Consider the following 17697-nt stretch of genomic DNA (forward strand, 5'->3'; position numbering starts at 1 on the left):
CTGGCCATCAGGAACAGCTGCTCGCCTCGGGGGAGATTCCAGAACTGTCCGGGGCGCAGGTGGTGGCGAACCCACAACGCGTGAATCAGGCCGGCGAGCGCCCCGGATCGAATTAGTTTTTTACGTCTTCCAGCTCCGTATTGAAGCCGGACAGGTCAAGCACGACATCGCCGAGCGCGGACATCTCCCCCGCCAGCAGAATGCGCTTGATCACTTCCTCCGCGCCGCTGGCCGAGAATTTCGACAGCAGCTGCGGATTTCCCCAGTTGGGAGAAACGGTCGAAGCGGCGATCAGCGACACGTTGAACAGCTCCTCGTCCAAGCGCTCGATCGTCTGGCCGCGCTTCTCCTTCCGCTCGGTGCAGCGTTCGCGAATGCTGAACACCTGCTTGCCGGTCAGCCCGCGCAGCTTCACCGGAATGTCCAGCCTCTCCAAGCGGACCGTTCTCTCGGGCAGCGTGTCGGCGTCCAGAAGCCGCTGCAAAATCTGTTCGTCTGTCAATTGTTCGAATGACATGTGGACGTTCCTCCTCTTCTTAACCCGCTACGATCGGATCGAGCAGACGATACCCTTCGAAGGTGAACGCCGTCTCCTCCGCGACTTCCTCGCCGGCCGTCCAGTTCGCCAACTGAATCTTGTCTGGAACGCAGTTGAGCAGCTCGATGCGCTCGAAACCGTAGGATTCCGGATCGGACAGCTTGTTGATGATGTTGAATTTCGCAAAGCCGCGGCTGATCATATCGCTGGTCACCTTGTAGCCGCTCATCGTGCCCGTGCCTTTCTTCGTGCCGAGCTTGTGGACGGTCCATTCCATCCCCGCCAGCTTCAGCTCCCGTTTCTCCACCTCGACAGAGGCTTCCAGCTTGTTGATGTTCGTCTGCCACACCCCGTCGATAAACACTTGCCCGTACGTCCCGAGAATCGCTCTTGTCGGATCCATCATGCTCCTCGTTCCTCCTTATCGCACGATAAACGTGCTGAAAATTTGTTCCATTACGTCCGTCAGACGAGCTTCCCATTTCAGGAAAACCTGGTCCGGTTCCGGCGTGAATTCCGGATCGACGTATACGTCGTAGCCTTCGGCTTCGATGACGCCCGCTTGGGCGAGCGACTGCATGTATTGCTTGCAGGCGCTGATCAAGGCCAGTCGGCCTTCCTCGGAGTTGTTCACCTTGCCGATGTAGGAATCCTCGGCCGTCCGCTGCAAGTCGGAGTTGATGCTGTCCATCACGCGGATCGTGCGGATTTTTTTCCATGGATTGTTCTGGCCCTCGCGCAGCGTGACGAGGCTGTTGATTCCCCGAAGCGCTTTAACGAGACGGCCGTCGTGAACGAGCAGAAAAACGCCGCCGCGAACCGCCTGCTCCTGCTCCGCCCTTGTCCAGCGGCGAGTCACGTCCTCGAACGGAGACGGCGCGTAAGTGACCGACTGGCTGAGGCCCTGACCTGCGATCAAGCCGGCAACGTAAGCGGCAATCTGAGCGGAGCTGTAGACTGCGTCCCCAAGCTTGGCCCCCGTCGCGACGTTAACGATGCCTTCATGATTAAGGGAAGCGCTGCGAGCGATGGCCTTCGCAACGGCATCCGCAGCCGTATCGTCCGCAGCCGAGCCGCCGAGCACGGCAATAATGCCTTTGCCTTCGTTGCGAAGACGGTTGACCCAAGCCGCAACGCTTGCGTGAAGAGACGAGTCGGATACGCCATCCAAGGCGATCACGTTAAAGTCCTGCGTCTCGAAAGCGGCCAGCGCATCGAGATAGTCCGCATTCGCCAGACCGGAAATTCCGGAATCGCCGCCGCTCAGCGAAACGCCGGATACGTTGGCGAGCGCGCCGCTGCCTTCGGCCAATTTCTCGGCCGAGATCCACAGGTTGCTCGAATCTCCGTTGACGGCGTCCGCCGCCGCTTGAATGGAGCCGCCGTCGAACGTAAACGTACGGAGAAGCGTCGTTCCTTCGAACAGTTTCAGATCCTTTTTCGCCGCGTCGATGGCGTTGACCTGAACCGTTACCTTGAAGTCGTTGCCCCTTGCGCCTGGGTGCTTCGCCGTCAGCTTCAGCACATTCGCAGGCGTTCCTGCCGTATCCGCCAAAGTCAGCTCGGAAGCGGCCGCGCCGCTTGCCGCCAGACGGTAGGCGATGACCTTCTTCGCTCCGCCGAGCAGAGCCAATCTGATCGCGCGGTATGCGGTTGCTCCGTCCGCTTCCGATCTCGTGAACGCGTTCGCCGCTTCGGCTTCGCTCGCAATTTCCACGAAGCCGTTGACCGGACCCCAATGCGCCCTTACCGGAACGATCGCCGTTCCCCTTGCTCCCGGCTGGATCGCGGCCGTCGCCGCTGCCCGGAATGTCATATAAAATCCCGGCAATACCGGTTGATCTGTCGTACTCCAAGTTCCTCCCGCCATCTTACAGCACCTTCCCTTTCAGAAATTGGCCGACCAGGCGTTTCGCCTCGTCGACGGTAAATTCGTTTTTGCCTGCGGAGTGCAGCGCGCCGGCTACAGCCTCAGGCCTGACCTGGAACAGCTGAGACGCGTGATGAATGAGCTCGTCCCTGGGGTATGCCGCCTCGGCCGTTTTCTTGTTTGCCATCCGTAACACCTCGTTCATGAATTTGGATTCGGTTGAAAGTTTACTTCCCGCATTAGCGGACCTTGCTCGGCATAACGCTCGATTTTACGCGTTAAGGTGACAAGGATTTGTCCCTCGGTCATGGCATCCCGCGCTAGATCGACGTTCGGAGCAAGCACGGTCAAATACCGGCGGTCGGACAGGTCAAGCGGGATTTTCACGGCCTCGCTCAAGCTTTGCGCAAGCGCGGCAGCCGTTATCGCCTGCTCGTTTACCGTTCGTCCAAGCACGTGTCCGATTGCCTTTTTGCGGACCTCGATCGTAGAAGCCCTGGCGCCCGCGAACGTCTCGATGCCTTCCCATCTCCAGAGGACGGAAGGACGACCGTAGTTCGTCGGCCACCTGCCGCCGTAGGCCTGCCAATGGGAATCTCCCAACTTGTCGAGCGTCCAGCCGCATAGAGCGTCCAGCCAATCGTCCTGCACCGTCTCCTGAGCGTTTCGAGCTCCCGTCACCGAAAATCGAAGACCTCTTGTAATGACGTCTCGATCGGCATCGGCCTTATCGGAGCCGACGGTGCCTTCGTACCGGCAGGCGAACTCGGACAGCGAACCGGGGTCGAGAAGAACTTGTCCGTCCAGCGCCTCTACGATCAGGTCGGACAGCTCGTCCACTTCGGAGTAATCCGACTGCTGCGATACGCTGGGCCAGCATTCGAACAAAGTGTTGATCCCCGTCCAATCGGTATCCGTCGACTCGGTTCCTTGGATGAGAAGAATGTAAGGCTTGTCCAAGGTCGGCGCCGATTCGTGAGCCTCGAAGATGCGCCCGCCGATTAGCGGAATCCGCTGACTCAGCCTCTCTCGGATGCCGGCCCTCATGGAAGCACCTCACGGCTGCAGGCAGATGAGATCATGGCCATGTTTTCAACCTCCTGGTCATTCAAAATGTTCCTCTCACCCCTAAGTGGCAACCGTACGACAACCCGTCTAGCCGACGAGAATATGGATGCTGCCGACGTTGCCGTCGACCTTGCGCTGGGCGCGGACGATGTAGGTGCCGACGCTGGATTTGCTGATGTTCAGCATGGCGGCGATCTCCGAGTAAGAGAAGGATTCGCCATGGGCCAGCGTGTAGCAGCTTCGCTCGCGTTCGGTCAGTCCGCGGAGGGCGACCTCGAGGCGAAATCGGCCGGCCTCGTCATTCCGGCTTTCCGGCTCCGCTCTCTCCCATATCGAAACGGAGGGCATTCTTTCCGGATCGGTCGGCACCTCTCGCTGATAGCCGGCTCTCCGCTCGATGCCTCGCCGGCTGCCCGGCCTCCTCCCGGTCTCCAGCCATTCGATGACATAAGAGCAGCTGGCGACCATCTCCATGACGAGACGGCGATCCCTGTCCACCGCGAGCAGCGCATCCATCTCCTCCAGCGTACGAACGGGCTCCATCTGCGAGATTCGCACGGTCAGCTCGTCCGCTTTGCGAAGAAGCTCCCGCCTTGTCTCGATATAACTCTCCAGCGTTGCGGCTCCCAGGTTCGTCATGCGATTGATCTTCATGGAATCACTCCCCTTTTATTTTTTTTGCCAAATTGGCAAACTAAGAAAACAAAAAAATCCTAACCAGGCGTTCCCGACTCCATTTGCGTTTCTCCTCTTCAATAAACAAGAACTTGTGTTCCCATTCAGAGGAGTTAGGCCTATCATAATTTGCCATTCGGGCAATGTCAACCCCTTATTTACCATAACGGCAAATTTAAAGGTTTACCATTCTGGAAAATATGATATACTGGATATAACTTAACTGCAGAAGGAAGATCGGAATGACACTTGGCAGCCGCCTTCGAGAACGCCGGGAAAAACGGGGCAAGACCCAGCTGGAAGCCGCTCGCGGACTCGGTATCAGCAACGTCCAGCTCTCCCGCTACGAGTCGGACGACCGTAAGCCGGATCCGGAGATGCTCGCGCGCTTCGCGGAATATTACCGCACGACGACGGACTATTTGCTCGGCCGTACCGACAACGCGGCGCTGGACGCGGTCGGCAGTCCCGGCATCCGCGAATATCCGGCTTTCGAGGAGTTTATCAGCAATCCGGAGCACGGCGTGTTTTTCAAGGATTATTTGAACGCGCCGGAGGAACGCAAGGAAGAGATGAGGCGGTTCTGGGAATTCATCATGGAGAAGGAGAAGGGACGCAAGCCCGGAGACCGGCAGAACTAGCAAGCGCACCGGCGAGCCCGAACGGGCTTTTCTTTTCGCGGTAAAAGCGAACATATATTCGTAAAATCGAGGACGAATCCATGTACAACTATTATCGGACAACTCCGCTGGAGCAATGGGTCGAGCACTTATGGATCAAATCGGGAATCGTGGCGCCTTGCCAGCTGAACGTGGAAGAGGTCGCCTCGCGGCTCGACGTATGGGTGCATTTCATGAACGACACAAGCCGGGCGCTCGATTATATGGGAATGCGATCGATTCTGGTCGACCGGAGGCTGGACAGAGAAGCCCAGTGGGAGGATTTTCTGCATGAGCTCTGCCACGTGCTCAGACATGCCGGCAATCAGACGGTTATGCCGAAGCTATTCTGCGAGGGCCAGGAGGCGGAAGCGAATCGATTCGTCCTGTACGCCGCCATCCCTTTTTTCATGCTCAGACACTTGAAGCTCCCCGCCAGAATGGACGAAGCGGTCGAGACGATCGCGCTGCACTTCGGCGTTACGTTCGAACTGGCCCGCAAAAGGCTGGAGCAGCTCCAGCGGCGAACGCTGGCGGCGATTCTATGGGAGGAAACGATCCGGCAGGAAGCGCTATCGGGGCTTCCCGAGAACGCGAACAACGCGGCCCGCTAGGGGCCGCGCTTGACGGGAAGCTCGTTTAGTAAAGCGTCCAGGAATCGGCGATCTCCGCCGCTTGATCGATATATTGATCGAAGCTGTCGCGAGTTGCGGTGAAGGTCACGACATAGGCTTTGCCTTCCACCACTTCCACGGACTGCATCCAGGTCAGTTCATTGTCTCCTTGAACGCCCTTGTACATCAGGTAGGCCGCGTCCGATCCGTCTTCGGTGTCGACGCCTTCGTCCACAAGCTCGTAATCGCTGATCAGCTGTCCGGAGCCGAGCTGCTCCTTCGTAATCTCGACATAGTCGGCTGCCGTAATGGCCTGGCCGCCCAAGTCCTCAACGATGAAGCTGATGTTCTCTCTGAACGTATCGTTGGCATCCTCCAGCGGAGCGAGGAATACGGCGATTCCGATCAAGCCCTCCTGCAAGGTCCAGTCTTCCGGATACTGAATCGTCGTGCCATGAATCTTGTCCTCAAAAAGCTTGTACCCTTCCGGAACGTCTCCGGCAGTTCCAGCCGGCTCGTTCGATGACGATGCGGACGGGCTTTCGGAGGCAGAAGGCGATTCCGACGGAGATTCGGATGGCGATTCCGACGGAGATTCCGACGGAGATTCCGACGGCTCGGAAGATGCGGACGAAGACGGCGATGCGGACGACGCCCCCTCCTTGTCGTTCTTCCCTCCGCAAGCGCTCAGCGCCAACGCCAACAGAACCAGAAACAAGGACATTCTTAACCATTTTGCAGATGATTTCATTCTCCTATCCCCTCTCTCTATTTAAATGCTCAGGAAGAAATTCCCTTATTCGAGCACCTCCGACCAGCCTACCGCATTTTCCCCCTGGCGTACACCCTTTTAAGCATTTCTTTAGGCTGTGTTCCCTTCGCTTCCAGAAATGAAAATAGCGCGCCCCCGAAAGAGGAGCGCGCTGTTGGCGTGCGAATCCGAGACTACGAGCGTTCGTCCGCGCCGATGTCGACGCTCGCGCCGATGACTCTCGGATCCCCGTCAATATCGTCTGCTCCGATAATGGACAGATCGACGATCCCTGCGTTAATGGCCGGCGAGGACGCCGTCAGATGCAAATCTCCTGCCGCCGCATTCACGAAGGCGGGATTGGCGAACAAGGAATTGGCGTCGTTGCCGCTAGCTGCCTTATAAGCAGAAAAGCCGGTATACGTAACTCCTTTCCATCTCCACTTCGCTCCGGACGAACCGCCTGGCGCATCGTACAGATTGTAGTCGATGATATTGCCGCTGTTGAGCGTGTAATCGTTATAGAACAGATAATTGCTGGAGCTGGCCACCATAATGTTATTTTTCACGATATTGTTTTTCGTATCGTATTGAATGAGTAGCTGGCCGCCGTTTAAGCCCTTCGTGTCGTTCTTGTACAGCGTATTGCCTACGATTACGCAATTCTCCGTTGAGCCGCGCTCGGTGTCGTACCCGCCCATCGCAATGCCCGTGTAATTGTTGTTGTAGACAAAATTGTTGCGGACCGTAATCCCGCTGGTCGATCGGCCGGCATGCTCGCTGGCGATCTCGATTCCAATATCGTTGTTGTAGCTGAAGTTGCCTTCAATAAGGCTGTCCTTGCCCCCATCGACGTAGATGCCGTCCGCCCCATACGAATCGTTCGGAAGCGTCCGTCCGTAGGAGGGATTGTTCACCGACGTAATATTGTAAACCGTATTTCCACGAACGATGCCATTGCGCGCTTGATCGTAGGCCGGAGAAGGAGCCGTGCCCTCGAAGCCGATCAGATCGATGCCGATATTGTCGTTGTCGTGAACCAGATTGTTCGTAATGTAGAAGGTGTCTACATTGCCGTTCACAACCAGGGATTCGCTGGAGCCCAGCACCAGATTGTACAGCTCGTTCCCGTCTATGATCAGCTGATTTATGGACGCGGGAGCTTTCGTCCCGTATACGGCGATTCCGTGCGCGTCCCGCCCGGACAGGCTGGAGGTTAACGCTGCCGTATTTTTAATATCATGGATTTTGTTGTTGCGGATCTCGATGTGGCTTCCCGCCCCGTGGACGAAAATTCCCATCGGCACTCTGTTTCTCGTGCTCGTCTGAAGATTGCGGATCTCGAAGCCGTCGATGACGATGTAGCTGGCATCCCTAATCTCAATCAGACTGTCTTCCGAGGCTACGCTTAGCCCCGTTCCGTCGAGAATCGGCGTCTGCGAATCGTAATTCCGGAAAGTGATTGGGCCTGCCGCAGCGGAGCCGGATCGCGTAATTCTCAGCTTCTGATTGTATACGCCTCCCATGATGTGTACCGTGCTGCCTGCAGGAACCGTATTTGCCGCATGCTGCAGCGTTCTCCAGGCCGTCGACGTGCTCGTCCCCGCATTGCTGTCGCTGCCGGTCGTCGATACGTAGTAATCGGTGCCGGCCGCGTAAGAGCGCCCTTCCAACGATGCGGCGGAAGAGACGCCCAATACCGCGATAACGGCCGCAAGCCAAACCATCCACTTCTTCATCCTCATTCATCTCCCATTCTCTCATTTTTTTAGTGCTGGCTTTCCAGTTGCAAGAAATCATTCAAGCAGCTTTCGAAACCAACCTTCCTCCGGTGGCCTCACCTCCCTTCCGCATCTTCACTGCGTTCAAACGCCAATCTGCCTGTCCGTCATCGCTGCAGAGCCATGAATTCCCGCACTTCGTCCGCCGTAGGCGCTCCTTGAACTCCCCCGATCCGAAGGGTCGCCAATGCGCCGCATGCCGATGCGAAGCGAAGGCATTGTTCAGCAGCCTCGCCATGCAAAGCCGCATACAGAAATCCGGCGTTAAAGGAATCTCCGGCTCCCGTCGTATCGATCGGCGCTACGCGGAACGCCCCCGCATCGAGCCATGCCCCCGAGGGCCCCAGCAAGGAGGCTCCCTTGCTTCCCCTCTTCAAGGCCACAGTCCCTCGCTTCGCTGGAAGGCGGTTTGCCAGCTCTGCGGGATCGGAGGTGCCGAAAATATGCTCGGCCTCCGTCTCGCTCGGCATAAAATAATCGGTGTGAGCGAGCAGCGGCTCGATCATCTCGCGATCCCAGCGCTCGCGAGGATCGTATCCGGTATCGAAGCTGGTCGTGACGCCCTTCTCCCGAGCCTGCCGAAACAGCTCGAGCCAATGCGGCTTCATCCCTTCCTGGAGGAAAAACGAGCCGAAATGAAGGTGATCGGCCTCGCGGGCTATGTCGCCCAGAGGAATCAGACTCGGCTCCACTAAAGGAATCGTCCCCATATAAGTGAGCAGCGAACGATCGGCGGGCGTGGACAGCGAGAAGGTGACGCCCGTCTTCTCCCGGTCCGTCATCCGCACGCAATCCGTGTTAACGCCGTACCCGTTAAGCTGTTCCACGCAAAAACGGCCGTACTCGTCATTGCCCACGAGGGAAACAAACTTCACCACCATCCCCAATCTGGCCAGGACGCAGGCGGTAATCGCCGAGGAAGATCCGAGCGTCAGCTCGAAGCGCTCCACCAGCTTCTCCTTGTTAGGCTCCGGCTTCACGTCCGGTCCGGACAAGATCACGTCGGGGTTTAACTCCCCGACAATGTACACGATTTTGCTCATTACCTTCCCTCCCTATTCATACGCCTCCCGTTTCTCCTTGCGAAAAGCCAGCCACACCGCCGCTCCTTGAACAGTCCCCGCGCAAGCGAAAGCGATCCATAGCGCGTCCGCGCGAAGCGAATCGGCCAGCGGCAGAAGCACGACCAGCGGAACGACTCTGCCGAAGTTCAGCAGGGTTTCGTATAGAACCACCGATTCGACCCGAAAGGAGCCCTTCAACGGAAGCTTGTCCGTCTCGGAAAAAAAACGGGAAACAAACATATTGTGATAGATCGGATTCAAACAAGCAACAACGAACAAAAACGCAAGCGTCCGCGCCGCCCCCGCCCCCCCGGACAGAACCAAGGCGCTCAGCGCGATGCCGAAGGAGCATACGCGCATATAGACGGAAGCGCGCTCCATCTTGCCCCGGCGGGACATGTACAGGCTTGACCCGACCGAGACAAGCGAGGTCGCCGCCAGCGCAACGCTGACGATATTTTCACGATCGAACACCTCATAGAGCAGCAGCGCCGGAACGAACAGCGTAAGCCCCTCCAGAAAGCCCGTGCAAAACCAAAGCGCAAGCAGCCTCGCCCACAGCGGATTCCGCCGCGCCATCAGCCGCGTCAACCCCAGCAAATAACGTCTACGCCGCGAAGGCTGTTTGCCGATAAAGAGTGAGAGGACGAATACGGCCGCGAAAACCGTCAACGTCAAACCGAATGCGTACAGGTAGCCGGTTAAGCTCATGCTCCCGCCGATCAGCCACCCGCCCGCAAGCGGTCCGATCAGACCGGCCACCGTCAAGGTCACCGTGCTGATTCCGACATATCGGACCCGATTCATCTTGGCCGACACATCGTACAGCAGCACCAGAATGCCGGCCCAGTAGAATCCGACTGCCAGCCCTTGGCACAGCGCGATCACGCCGTAGACTCCGACGATTCCTTCCCCGAGAGTCAGAATCAGGGCGAAGAACGTCATGTGAAGAATGAGACTGATCCGCAGCGTATGGAGCCGGTCATATTTTTTGGCGATGCCTCCCCCGATCCAGAAGCCGAGCGGCGTCAGCGCGTAGAACAGCGCGTTATAGACAAGATTAAGCGCGAACGATTCGCTCAGCCGCAAAAAATAAATGTTGAAGAACGTAAGGGATACGGAGCTGCCGAATATGAACAGGCCGTGCATCCCCAAAGTTAAGGCCGCATCCCGCGGCAGGCGGCCCTTGCGAATAGCCATGCCTCAAGCTCCCTCGGTACACGGATGACGGACGCTTCATTTAAAGCCGGTCATCGTCAACCCTTTGATGAATTGCTTCTGGAAGATCAGGAAGATGATCACTACCGGAATCATAATCAGCACCGCAGCCGACATGACGACGTTGTAGTTCACCACGTTCTGCCCGTTGAAAAACACGAGCGCGAGCGGAACGGTCATTTTCGACTCTTCGTTCAAAATAATCAGCGGCCACAAATAGTTGTTCCAAGCGGCCATGAACGAGAAGATCGCGAGCGCCGACAGCGCCGGCTTGATCTGCGGAATGACGAGCGACCAGAACGTGCGGAACTCGGAGGCCCCGTCCATCCGCGCCGCCTCGATCAATTCGCTCGGGATCGCCTCTATAAACTGCTTAGCCAAAAAAACCCCGAACGCGCTGACCAGATAAGGAATGACGATCGCCGACAGATCGTTAACCAGGTTAAGCTTGGAGATGATGACGTAAGTCGGAACCATCACGATTTGAAAAGGCACCATCATCGTCGCCAAAATGACGACGAACAGCAGACGCTTGCCGCGGAACCGAAACTTGGCGAAAATATACCCGGCCAACGCGCTCGTGAACATCGCGCCGACCGTGACGATGGCCGACGTCGACAGACTGTTGAGGAACCAGCGAAAGAAGGGCACCTCTCCCAGCACCTTCTTATAGCCCGACAGCGTCGGCTGCTGCGGGAGCAGATGATGGGAGGCAGTCAAAATTTCCGAATTGCTCTTGAACGAGGTCAGAATCATCCACAAGTAGGGCACGAACATCAGCAGCGACCCGAACAACAACGCCGTAAACATCAGCATATATGACAACCTTCGTTTTTTCGTCCGCATGTCGCCCTCCTTAATGCTCCCATTGGGATCGCCCGATCCGCATCTGGATCAGAGTCAGAACGAGAATAATCAACAGCATGGCGAAAGCCATGGCGGACGCATAGCTCATGTTCATATACGTAAAGGCTTGATCGTAGATGTTCAGCGCCAGAACGTAGGTTTCATACAGCGGACCGCCCTTGGTCATGATCTGGAACTGGGGAAACATCTGGAAATACGAGATGCTTGTCATGATGAAGACGAACAGCATCGTGCGGCTGAGCATCGGCAGCGTAACGCTCCAGAAGACATACCATGGGGAGGCGCCGTCCAGCTCCGCCGCTTCATAGAGAGAATCGGGGATGGAATCGAGCCCGGCCATGAACAGCACGATGTTGTAGCCGACATCGGCCCACAGCGTCATGATGATAATCGACAGAAGCGCCGTGGACGGATCCGTCAGCCAATCGACGGGGGGCAGCCCCAGCAGGCCAAGCGCCATGTTCACAACTCCGCTGTCCGCGTTGAACATCGTCGTCCAGATAACCGCCGAACCGGCCAGCGGCGCGATCGCGGGGAGAAAGAACAGCGTGCGAAAGCTGTTTTTCCAGAAACGGCTGCGAATCTTGTTGATGCCTATAGCAATCATCAGCGTGATCGCAATATTCGCCGGAATCGCAATCAGGACAAACACGAAAGTGACGCGAAGCGATTGGTAGAACAGCTCGTCGGCCAACAGTTCCCGAATATGCTTCAAGCCCGCGAACGGAACGTCAGAGGATAAAGGAGAATAGTCAAAAAACATGAGCACGCTGCCGATTCCGATCGGGAGTACGGAAAATACCGCAAACAAAAGAACGATCGGCGCCAGCGACAAGAAAATAAACCTTCGCTCGGACACGAGCTGCTTCGACATCTGTGAACCTCCTCCAATCGAGGACCGGAAGGTCCGAACCCCTCCCGATCCCGCATCATCGCTTACTGCTTGGCCTTCAACATTTTGTTGATGTCCGCCTCCGCCTTCTTCAGACCGTCCTGAACGCCCGTCTTGTTATGGGCAATCGCGGCATACGTATCGATGATGACCTTGAAGAAATAGTCCCGGTCGGCCAGCGGTCCGATCCAGCGTCCGTTCGGAAGAGCTTCCACGGCCGCCTTAACGTGCGGCGCGTTCTCCAGATACTTCGGATCTTCGGCAACCCGCTTGTTAGCCGGAATGGAAGAGGTGCGCAGATTCCAGGCGAGCGCGTTCTCCTCCTCCATCATGAATTGAACGAACTCCCAGGCGGCCTGGCTGTTCGGACTTTGCTTCGATACCACCTCTCCCCATCCCGATTCGGAGCTGAATACTGCCGGTTGGTCCGTAAAGGACGGAATCGGCATATAATCGAAGTCCTGCACGTTAAACGTGTTGATTCCTTCGGCGATCGTCCAGGGTCCCGCCGGCGTCATCGCCGATTGGCCTTTAAAGAAAATCATGTAAGGCTCGTCAGGCGTTCCCAGCTTGGACAGGTCGGTGACCTTGTGCACATTAACGAGATCGACCAGCTCCTGCATCGCCTTCTCGGCCTCCGGAGTGGAGAAGCTGACCTGGGTCTGATCCTCGTTCCAGAAATCGGCGCCCTGCTGCTGGATCAGCGCCAGGAAGTAAAATACGATGCTGTCGTTGGAGGTAATATCCAACCCCCGAACGGTAATTTTATCGCCGTTGCGCTTGGTTAATTTTTTGGCGTCCTCGATCAATTCCTCCCAAGTTGCCGGATCCTTGTCGATGCCCGCTTCCTGGAACATTTTCGGATACCGCAGCGCAGCGCCGTTCTCGATGTTGAACTCGTGGGGAACGCCGTACACTTGTCCGTCGTATTGAAAGCCGCCGATGGCTGCAGGAAACACTTCGGCTTCCAGCTCGGCTCCGTTCGGCGCCGGCTCCAACAGCCCGTTCTTCGTATATTCCCGCACCCAAGTGCCGAACATTTGCACGATATCCGGAGGCGATTTCGTATTCATCGCCACGCGTATTTTTTGCACGAACGCATCGTACGGAAACACCTGAAGGTCGATCGTCACATGGGGTTTCACTTTCTTGTAATCCTCGATCAGTTTTTTGTTCGCTTCGACGAAAGAAGGGTTTTCGTGAACCCACCAGACGAGCTTGACCGGCTGCTCTCCGCTCTCTCCTCCCGTATTCGCGCCGCTATCGCCGCTGTTGGAGCATCCTGCAAGCGCAATGCTCGCCGTTAGCAATAGAACCGTAATCCATGCCAGTGTCTTTTTCATGAGACGTTACCCCCCGATTAAAATAGATGATCCATTCTTGAAGCGCCTTATCGCCGACGTTTAACGCAGCTCCGCGATGTAAGGCTTCTCCGCTTCGTACAATTCGTTGAACATCGATTGGATTTCTTCGAGCGAGCAGACCGCGGACGTCAGCGGGTCGATCATCAGCGCATGCAGCGCGGCTTCCTTGTCGCGATTCAGCACGGCCGACACCGCCAGATCGAAGAAGGCCATATTGCTGCGGCACAACGCGGCCAGATGCTCCGGCAGCTTTCCGAAATGCGTCGGATGAACCCCGTTGCGGTCGACCAGACAGGCCACCTCGACGACCCCGTCGTTCGGCAGATTGTCGATTAATCCGCGGTTGGCGACATTGCCGTAGATGACCTTCGGCGTATGATTGATTATGGCGTCCATAATGACGGCCGCGTACTCGTTGGAGGACTCGAAGCTGATTTCTTCCTCGCCGGAAATGCGGCGCAAAATCTGCTCGTCGTTCTCCTTTCTCCAGATCGGCCAATTGTTGGCGTAAAATCCGGTTCCCCCGTTGTAGCCGACTCCGCAATGCCGTTCGAGCAAATCCTCGCGCTTGCGATAGTAAGGAATATACTCCGAGAAATGACCGCTCGATTCGGAGACGAAGGCGCCCAAATACTTCATGGCATCCAGTCTTACCGGGTCCTTCCTTAGAAGCTCGGGATCGTTCATCCTCTCTTTAAGCTCGGGATACAGATCCTGTCCGTTCCGGGACAATTCCAAGAACCAGGACATATGGTTAATGCCCCCGGCCCTCCACTTCAGCTCCTCGTACGGAACGTCCAGATACTTCGCAAGCTGCGCGGACGTATTCTGGATGGAATGACATAAGCCGACCACGGGGATCTGCGTCGTTCTGACCGTCGCCAGCGTCACTGCAGACATCGGATTCGTGTAGTTCAGGATCACGCAGTCCGGACAGTAGACTTCGATATCGCGAACGATTTCCAGCCAGGCCGGAAGCGTTCTCAGCGTTTTGAACAGTCCGCCCGGTCCCAGCGTATCTCCGATGCACTGCTTCACGCCGTACTTCAACGGAATCTCGTATTCGTACTTGACGGTTTGCAGCCCGTGCACCTCGATCTGGTTAATGACGAAGCTCGAGTCGGGCAGCACTTCCTTGCGATCCGTAGAAGCGACGACGTTCCAGCTTCTTCCCGCGAAGGACACAACCTTCTCTACCAGCTGCCTGGCCAGATCCAACCGCACCGGATCCAGGTCGATCAGGCCGACCGTCACCTCGTCCCCCAGATTCGGAATGTTGATCATATCCACGACGATATCCTTGGTGAAGCTGCTGCCTGCGCCTATAATCGTCACTTTGTTCATGTCCCTGCTCCTTTACGCCTCATTTTATTGGGCCCAAAATAAGATCAAAATTTCAGAAATTTTAGCCCAAAGTTTTCTAAGTTCATCTTACTTCTTTTGGGGCAAAAATGTCAACGAGAAATCCGTTCCCCGGAATAACGCAAAGAAAACCGCCTTCCCCGCGCAGGGAAAACGGTTTTCTTTGCTCGCTCTACGTCGGAGCCCGATGGTTTGGGCCTATGATTTGGGCAACGTCGAAGAGCCTCTGATTTTCAATTCGTAAGGGAGCAGCGCCTTAATCGGAAAGCTGAGCCGTCCGGCCAAATAATCGGATAACAAATAGGCTGCCGTCAGGCCGATCTCGTACTTGGGAACATGAATCGTTGACAACGGAGGGGACGTATATTGCGAGATGTCGATATTGTCCACTCCAAAAAATGCGATATCCTCCGGCACTCGCAGCCCGGCTTCCGTCACGGCGCGCATCGCCGCCATAGCCATAACGTCGCTGGCCACGAAGAACGCCGTCGGCAGTTCGGCCAGCGGCTCCCGCACCAGCCGGCTCATCAGCTCGAAGCTGGTCTCGATCTGCCATTCGGCGTTCAGAATCCACTTCTCCACCGGCTCGATGCCGGCTTCGAGCAAGGCGTAGCGATACCCCCGGAACCGCTTCTCGCGGGACATGTCACCGGACAGCCCCAGACCGCCGATAAAGCCGATCTTCCGGTGGCCTTGCCCGATCAGATGCCTGACCGCCGCTTGGGAAGCCGAAACCCGGTCATAGGATACGGTCGGAATGGTCGGGTCATTCACGTCGATGCCGACGACAATCGGGATATGCTTCTTTAGCGCCTCGTAGATCGGCGGATCGATGCCTTCAATAATGACCGCTCCGTCTACCTGGCTGTCCTGAATGATCTGCTGCTGCACGGAAGGATCCCGGAGCTCGTCTCTCGTATGAATGAAAGCCAGGCCGTACCCTCTGTCGGACAGGCCTTTCTCTATGCCTTTTAACACATGCGAAAAGTAAGGATACGAGTAGTTTTCCTGAGGGAGCGAAATAATGCAGCCGGCGCGCTTGGTCGGGGCCGGCTTGGCGCCCCCGTCTCCAACCGAACGCCTGGACCACCCGCTCGTTCGATAGCCAAGCTCCTTGGCCGCAGCTAAGATCTTTTCCTTCGTCGTGGCGTTCACGATCTTGCTGTCATCGTTGTTCAGCACCCGCGATACGGTCGATATCGAGACGCCCACCTTTTCGGCAATATCTTTTAACGTAGCCACCGTTTCACCGCCTCGTTTTTTGGGCCCAAATCAAGCTTCTTCATCATAACGAAAATAGACCTCACCTGTCAAACGGTAAACCAAACAAGCCTAAACGGCTTACGCCGTCCTTAGGATCGGCGGGATAACGTTTATGTCGGAGGTGATAATCCCTTATATACTCGCGCCGCTCGTTGTCTTCGCTCGGCGGCTGTTCGTTAAGAAACTAAAAAACGCGCACCCGCTATAATCCGGGAACGCGCCGTTAAAGGATTTATTTAGTGGTGCTGATGAAGGGATTCGAACCCCCGACCTACGCATTACGAATGCGTTGCTCTACCAGCTGAGCTACATCAGCAAATCCTTTATTATCTTAGTCATTCCGGGGACAAAAGTCAAGCGATTTTCGACTGGATTTTTATGGATGCCCCGAATTAGACGACGTGAAACACTTTGTTGGATCGTTCCTCCCGCTGTTCCATCCCTGCGTCCTCGCTGCCGACGGCGCTGATCATCAGATGCAGCTGGCGCTTCAGATCGACCTCGTACGGCTTGGTCAGCAGCTCTCCCTGAGAGGAGCGGATAACGCGAATGATCGGGCGCTGCTTGCTGTCGGCGTGAAGAGCGGATACGACGCCAATCTCTCCCGTGCTGAGACGAACCGTCATCCCCCTCGGGAACAGCGCCATATTGTCGCGAAGCTTGCACACCTTGTCCATGTCGTACAAGGACCCTGCCCCGCCGTAGAGCACCTCCAGCGCTTCGTGCGGCAGCATCGGCGAGCCGCTGCCTCGGCCGTTCACCAGCGTATCGAACATATCGAAGATGCTGATCCACTGATGATACGGGTGGATTTTTCTCCCTTCCAGCCCGAACGGATAGCCGCTGCCGTCCAATCTCTCGTGATGGAATAAGGCGCAGTGGGCGGCCATGATCGGGAAGCCGCTGTCCCGAAGCAGCTTGTAGCCCAACTCGGCATGCTTCATATAGGCTTGATCGTTCTGCGTGACGCGAGCGCTGAGGCCGCCCGGAAGCAGCAGTCTGCCCACGTCGTGCAGCATCGCGCCGATCGCCAGCGCATGCAGCTCCTCGCCCGCCAGCCCTTCCTCCAGGCCGAGGCGCGTCGCGCATACGCCGACATTGATTGCATGCTCGAGAAAGTGCTGCTTGTCCCCGTCCGTTAACGTCGTCGACAGATGCACGGGCAGGCTGGGATCGTTCCGTCGCGCTTTCAGATCCTCCACCAGCAGCTTCGCCGAATCGTAGACGAAACGAACGACGCTCTGGGACAGCTTTTCCTTGCCGCTGCCGAGCAATTCTTCCATGACGTGAGTAAGCGCTCCGTGAAGGACGATCACCGTTTCGTCGCGAATCGCTTGATCGGGAGCGATATCCTCGGTCCCCTGCTCCTCGATGTGAAGATAGGGCATTCCTAACTGCTGAAGCCTTCTAATCGCATGCTCCGTTAGCACGAACCCTCTCCCCGCCAGCACGTGGCCTTGCTCCGTATAGATCGAACGCCCCAGCTTCATCCCTGGACGACATTGGCTAGTATGCATAATGATCATGCTGTACACTCCTTTTTCGACTTGCGGGGCGTTCTGAGCGTGCCCCATGGCCTAATCGTATAGGAACATCGCGTCATATGACCAGTGACCCCTGTCACGGGTTCCGTCATGTCTTTGAAAATAGAGACGCCAACGTTCGGGTCTCTATCTGTTCAAATGAGAATGTTGCACTATAATGGAAATGA

General features: G+C 56.5%; 18 protein-coding genes and 1 tRNA gene. 2 read left to right on the forward strand and 17 right to left on the reverse strand.

The features are described 5' to 3' along the window. Window positions 1–112 precede the first annotated feature (112 nt). The 6 genes from ACFO3S_RS20730 to ACFO3S_RS20755 all read right to left on the reverse strand — a co-directional run bounded on the left by ACFO3S_RS20730 (window position 113) and on the right by ACFO3S_RS20755 (window position 4130). The gene (locus ACFO3S_RS20730; RefSeq protein WP_378099979.1) at window positions 113–517 is read right to left on the reverse strand and encodes a phage tail assembly chaperone; all 405 of its coding nucleotides are present in this window, start codon (window positions 515–517) and stop codon (window positions 113–115) included. A gap of 19 nt (window positions 518–536) precedes the next feature. Then, on the reverse strand, window positions 537–944 hold the full coding sequence (locus ACFO3S_RS20735) for a phage tail tube protein (protein ID WP_378099981.1): 408 nt from the start codon (window positions 942–944) through the stop codon (window positions 537–539). A gap of 15 nt (window positions 945–959) precedes the next feature. Continuing rightward, window positions 960–2408 carry a phage tail sheath family protein gene (locus ACFO3S_RS20740; protein WP_378099983.1) on the reverse strand — a complete coding sequence of 483 codons (1449 nt, stop codon included), beginning with the start codon at window positions 2406–2408 and terminating at the stop codon, window positions 960–962. 1 nt (window position 2409) lies between these two features. After that, a complete protein-coding gene (locus ACFO3S_RS20745) occupies window positions 2410–2595 on the reverse strand; it encodes a hypothetical protein (RefSeq protein WP_378099985.1) in 186 nt (61 codons plus the stop codon). 14 nt (window positions 2596–2609) lie between these two features. Beyond that, window positions 2610–3455, reverse strand: coding sequence for a gp17 family tail completion protein (locus ACFO3S_RS20750; protein WP_378099987.1), 846 nt, complete (start codon window positions 3453–3455; stop codon window positions 2610–2612). 108 nt (window positions 3456–3563) lie between these two features. Further along, window positions 3564–4130 (reverse strand): sigma factor-like helix-turn-helix DNA-binding protein, encoded by a 567-nt coding sequence (locus tag ACFO3S_RS20755; RefSeq protein WP_378099989.1) that lies wholly within the window; start codon window positions 4128–4130, stop codon window positions 3564–3566. A gap of 263 nt (window positions 4131–4393) precedes the next feature. Here ACFO3S_RS20755 and ACFO3S_RS20760 point away from each other — a divergent pair, with 263 nt between their 5' ends. Further along, window positions 4394–4792: a helix-turn-helix domain-containing protein gene (locus tag ACFO3S_RS20760; protein ID WP_378099991.1), complete on the forward strand. Its 399-nt coding sequence runs from the start codon at window positions 4394–4396 to the stop codon at window positions 4790–4792. Between the two features lie 80 nt (window positions 4793–4872). Next, on the forward strand, window positions 4873–5424 hold the full coding sequence (locus tag ACFO3S_RS20765; RefSeq protein WP_378099993.1) for an ImmA/IrrE family metallo-endopeptidase: 552 nt from the start codon (window positions 4873–4875) through the stop codon (window positions 5422–5424). Between the two features lie 25 nt (window positions 5425–5449). Here the strand turns inward: ACFO3S_RS20765 and ACFO3S_RS20770 are convergent, their stop codons facing one another. From ACFO3S_RS20770 to ACFO3S_RS20820, 11 genes are all read right to left on the reverse strand, one after another. Continuing rightward, window positions 5450–6175, reverse strand: coding sequence for a PsbP-related protein (locus ACFO3S_RS20770; protein ID WP_378099995.1), 726 nt, complete (start codon window positions 6173–6175; stop codon window positions 5450–5452). Between the two features lie 194 nt (window positions 6176–6369). After that, window positions 6370–7914: a DUF5123 domain-containing protein gene (locus tag ACFO3S_RS20775; RefSeq protein ID WP_378099997.1), complete on the reverse strand. Its 1545-nt coding sequence runs from the start codon at window positions 7912–7914 to the stop codon at window positions 6370–6372. Between the two features lie 149 nt (window positions 7915–8063). Beyond that, on the reverse strand, window positions 8064–8999 hold the full coding sequence (locus tag ACFO3S_RS20780; RefSeq protein WP_378099999.1) for a carbohydrate kinase family protein: 936 nt from the start codon (window positions 8997–8999) through the stop codon (window positions 8064–8066). 12 nt (window positions 9000–9011) lie between these two features. Beyond that, complete coding sequence (locus ACFO3S_RS20785) at window positions 9012–10220, reverse strand: MFS transporter (protein WP_378100001.1); 1209 nt, start codon at window positions 10218–10220, stop codon at window positions 9012–9014. A gap of 36 nt (window positions 10221–10256) precedes the next feature. Then, window positions 10257–11084 carry a carbohydrate ABC transporter permease gene (locus ACFO3S_RS20790; protein WP_378100003.1) on the reverse strand — a complete coding sequence of 276 codons (828 nt, stop codon included), beginning with the start codon at window positions 11082–11084 and terminating at the stop codon, window positions 10257–10259. A gap of 10 nt (window positions 11085–11094) precedes the next feature. After that, window positions 11095–11979 (reverse strand): carbohydrate ABC transporter permease, encoded by an 885-nt coding sequence (locus tag ACFO3S_RS20795; protein ID WP_378100005.1) that lies wholly within the window; start codon window positions 11977–11979, stop codon window positions 11095–11097. A 62-nt stretch (window positions 11980–12041) separates the two neighbouring features. Then, window positions 12042–13340 (reverse strand): ABC transporter substrate-binding protein, encoded by a 1299-nt coding sequence (locus ACFO3S_RS20800; protein ID WP_378100007.1) that lies wholly within the window; start codon window positions 13338–13340, stop codon window positions 12042–12044. A 60-nt stretch (window positions 13341–13400) separates the two neighbouring features. Next, window positions 13401–14705, reverse strand: a complete 1305-nt coding sequence (gene melA, locus ACFO3S_RS20805; RefSeq protein ID WP_378100009.1) for an alpha-galactosidase — start codon at window positions 14703–14705, stop codon at window positions 13401–13403. A 216-nt stretch (window positions 14706–14921) separates the two neighbouring features. Then, entirely contained in the window at window positions 14922–15965 is a 1044-nt protein-coding gene (locus ACFO3S_RS20810) for a LacI family DNA-binding transcriptional regulator (protein ID WP_378100011.1), read from the reverse strand. Window positions 15966–16226: 261 nt separating this feature from the next. Continuing rightward, window positions 16227–16302: transfer RNA gene (locus ACFO3S_RS20815), tRNA-Thr, on the reverse strand. 76 nt (window positions 16303–16378) lie between these two features. Then, a complete protein-coding gene (locus ACFO3S_RS20820; protein WP_378100013.1) occupies window positions 16379–17512 on the reverse strand; it encodes an HD-GYP domain-containing protein in 1134 nt (377 codons plus the stop codon). Window positions 17513–17697 lie beyond the last annotated feature (185 nt).

The sequence above is a fragment of the Cohnella hongkongensis genome (assembly GCF_042654645.1).
Classification (GTDB): Bacteria; Bacillota; Bacilli; order Paenibacillales; family Paenibacillaceae; genus Cohnella; species Cohnella hongkongensis.

Bases quoted from the DNA above. Each gene is read 5' to 3' on its own strand.
- ACFO3S_RS20730 (WP_378099979.1), bottom strand. From the start codon at position 517: ATGTCATTCGAACAATTGACAGACGAACAGATTTTGCAGCGGCTTCTG.
- ACFO3S_RS20735 (WP_378099981.1), bottom strand. From the start codon at position 944: ATGATGGATCCGACAAGAGCGATTCTCGGGACGTACGGGCAAGTGTTT.
- ACFO3S_RS20740 (WP_378099983.1), bottom strand. From the start codon at position 2,408: ATGGCGGGAGGAACTTGGAGTACGACAGATCAACCGGTATTGCCGGGA.
- ACFO3S_RS20745 (WP_378099985.1), bottom strand. From the start codon at position 2,595: ATGGCAAACAAGAAAACGGCCGAGGCGGCATACCCCAGGGACGAGCTC.
- ACFO3S_RS20750 (WP_378099987.1), bottom strand. From the start codon at position 3,455: ATGAGGGCCGGCATCCGAGAGAGGCTGAGTCAGCGGATTCCGCTAATC.
- ACFO3S_RS20755 (WP_378099989.1), bottom strand. From the start codon at position 4,130: ATGAAGATCAATCGCATGACGAACCTGGGAGCCGCAACGCTGGAGAGT.
- ACFO3S_RS20760 (WP_378099991.1), top strand. From the start codon at position 4,394: ATGACACTTGGCAGCCGCCTTCGAGAACGCCGGGAAAAACGGGGCAAG.
- ACFO3S_RS20765 (WP_378099993.1), top strand. From the start codon at position 4,873: ATGTACAACTATTATCGGACAACTCCGCTGGAGCAATGGGTCGAGCAC.
- ACFO3S_RS20770 (WP_378099995.1), bottom strand. From the start codon at position 6,175: ATGAAATCATCTGCAAAATGGTTAAGAATGTCCTTGTTTCTGGTTCTG.
- ACFO3S_RS20775 (WP_378099997.1), bottom strand. From the start codon at position 7,914: ATGAAGAAGTGGATGGTTTGGCTTGCGGCCGTTATCGCGGTATTGGGC.
- ACFO3S_RS20780 (WP_378099999.1), bottom strand. From the start codon at position 8,999: ATGAGCAAAATCGTGTACATTGTCGGGGAGTTAAACCCCGACGTGATC.
- ACFO3S_RS20785 (WP_378100001.1), bottom strand. From the start codon at position 10,220: ATGGCTATTCGCAAGGGCCGCCTGCCGCGGGATGCGGCCTTAACTTTG.
- ACFO3S_RS20790 (WP_378100003.1), bottom strand. From the start codon at position 11,084: ATGCGGACGAAAAAACGAAGGTTGTCATATATGCTGATGTTTACGGCG.
- ACFO3S_RS20795 (WP_378100005.1), bottom strand. From the start codon at position 11,979: ATGTCGAAGCAGCTCGTGTCCGAGCGAAGGTTTATTTTCTTGTCGCTG.
- ACFO3S_RS20800 (WP_378100007.1), bottom strand. From the start codon at position 13,340: ATGAAAAAGACACTGGCATGGATTACGGTTCTATTGCTAACGGCGAGC.
- melA (WP_378100009.1), bottom strand. From the start codon at position 14,705: ATGAACAAAGTGACGATTATAGGCGCAGGCAGCAGCTTCACCAAGGAT.
- ACFO3S_RS20820 (WP_378100013.1), bottom strand. From the start codon at position 17,512: ATGATCATTATGCATACTAGCCAATGTCGTCCAGGGATGAAGCTGGGG.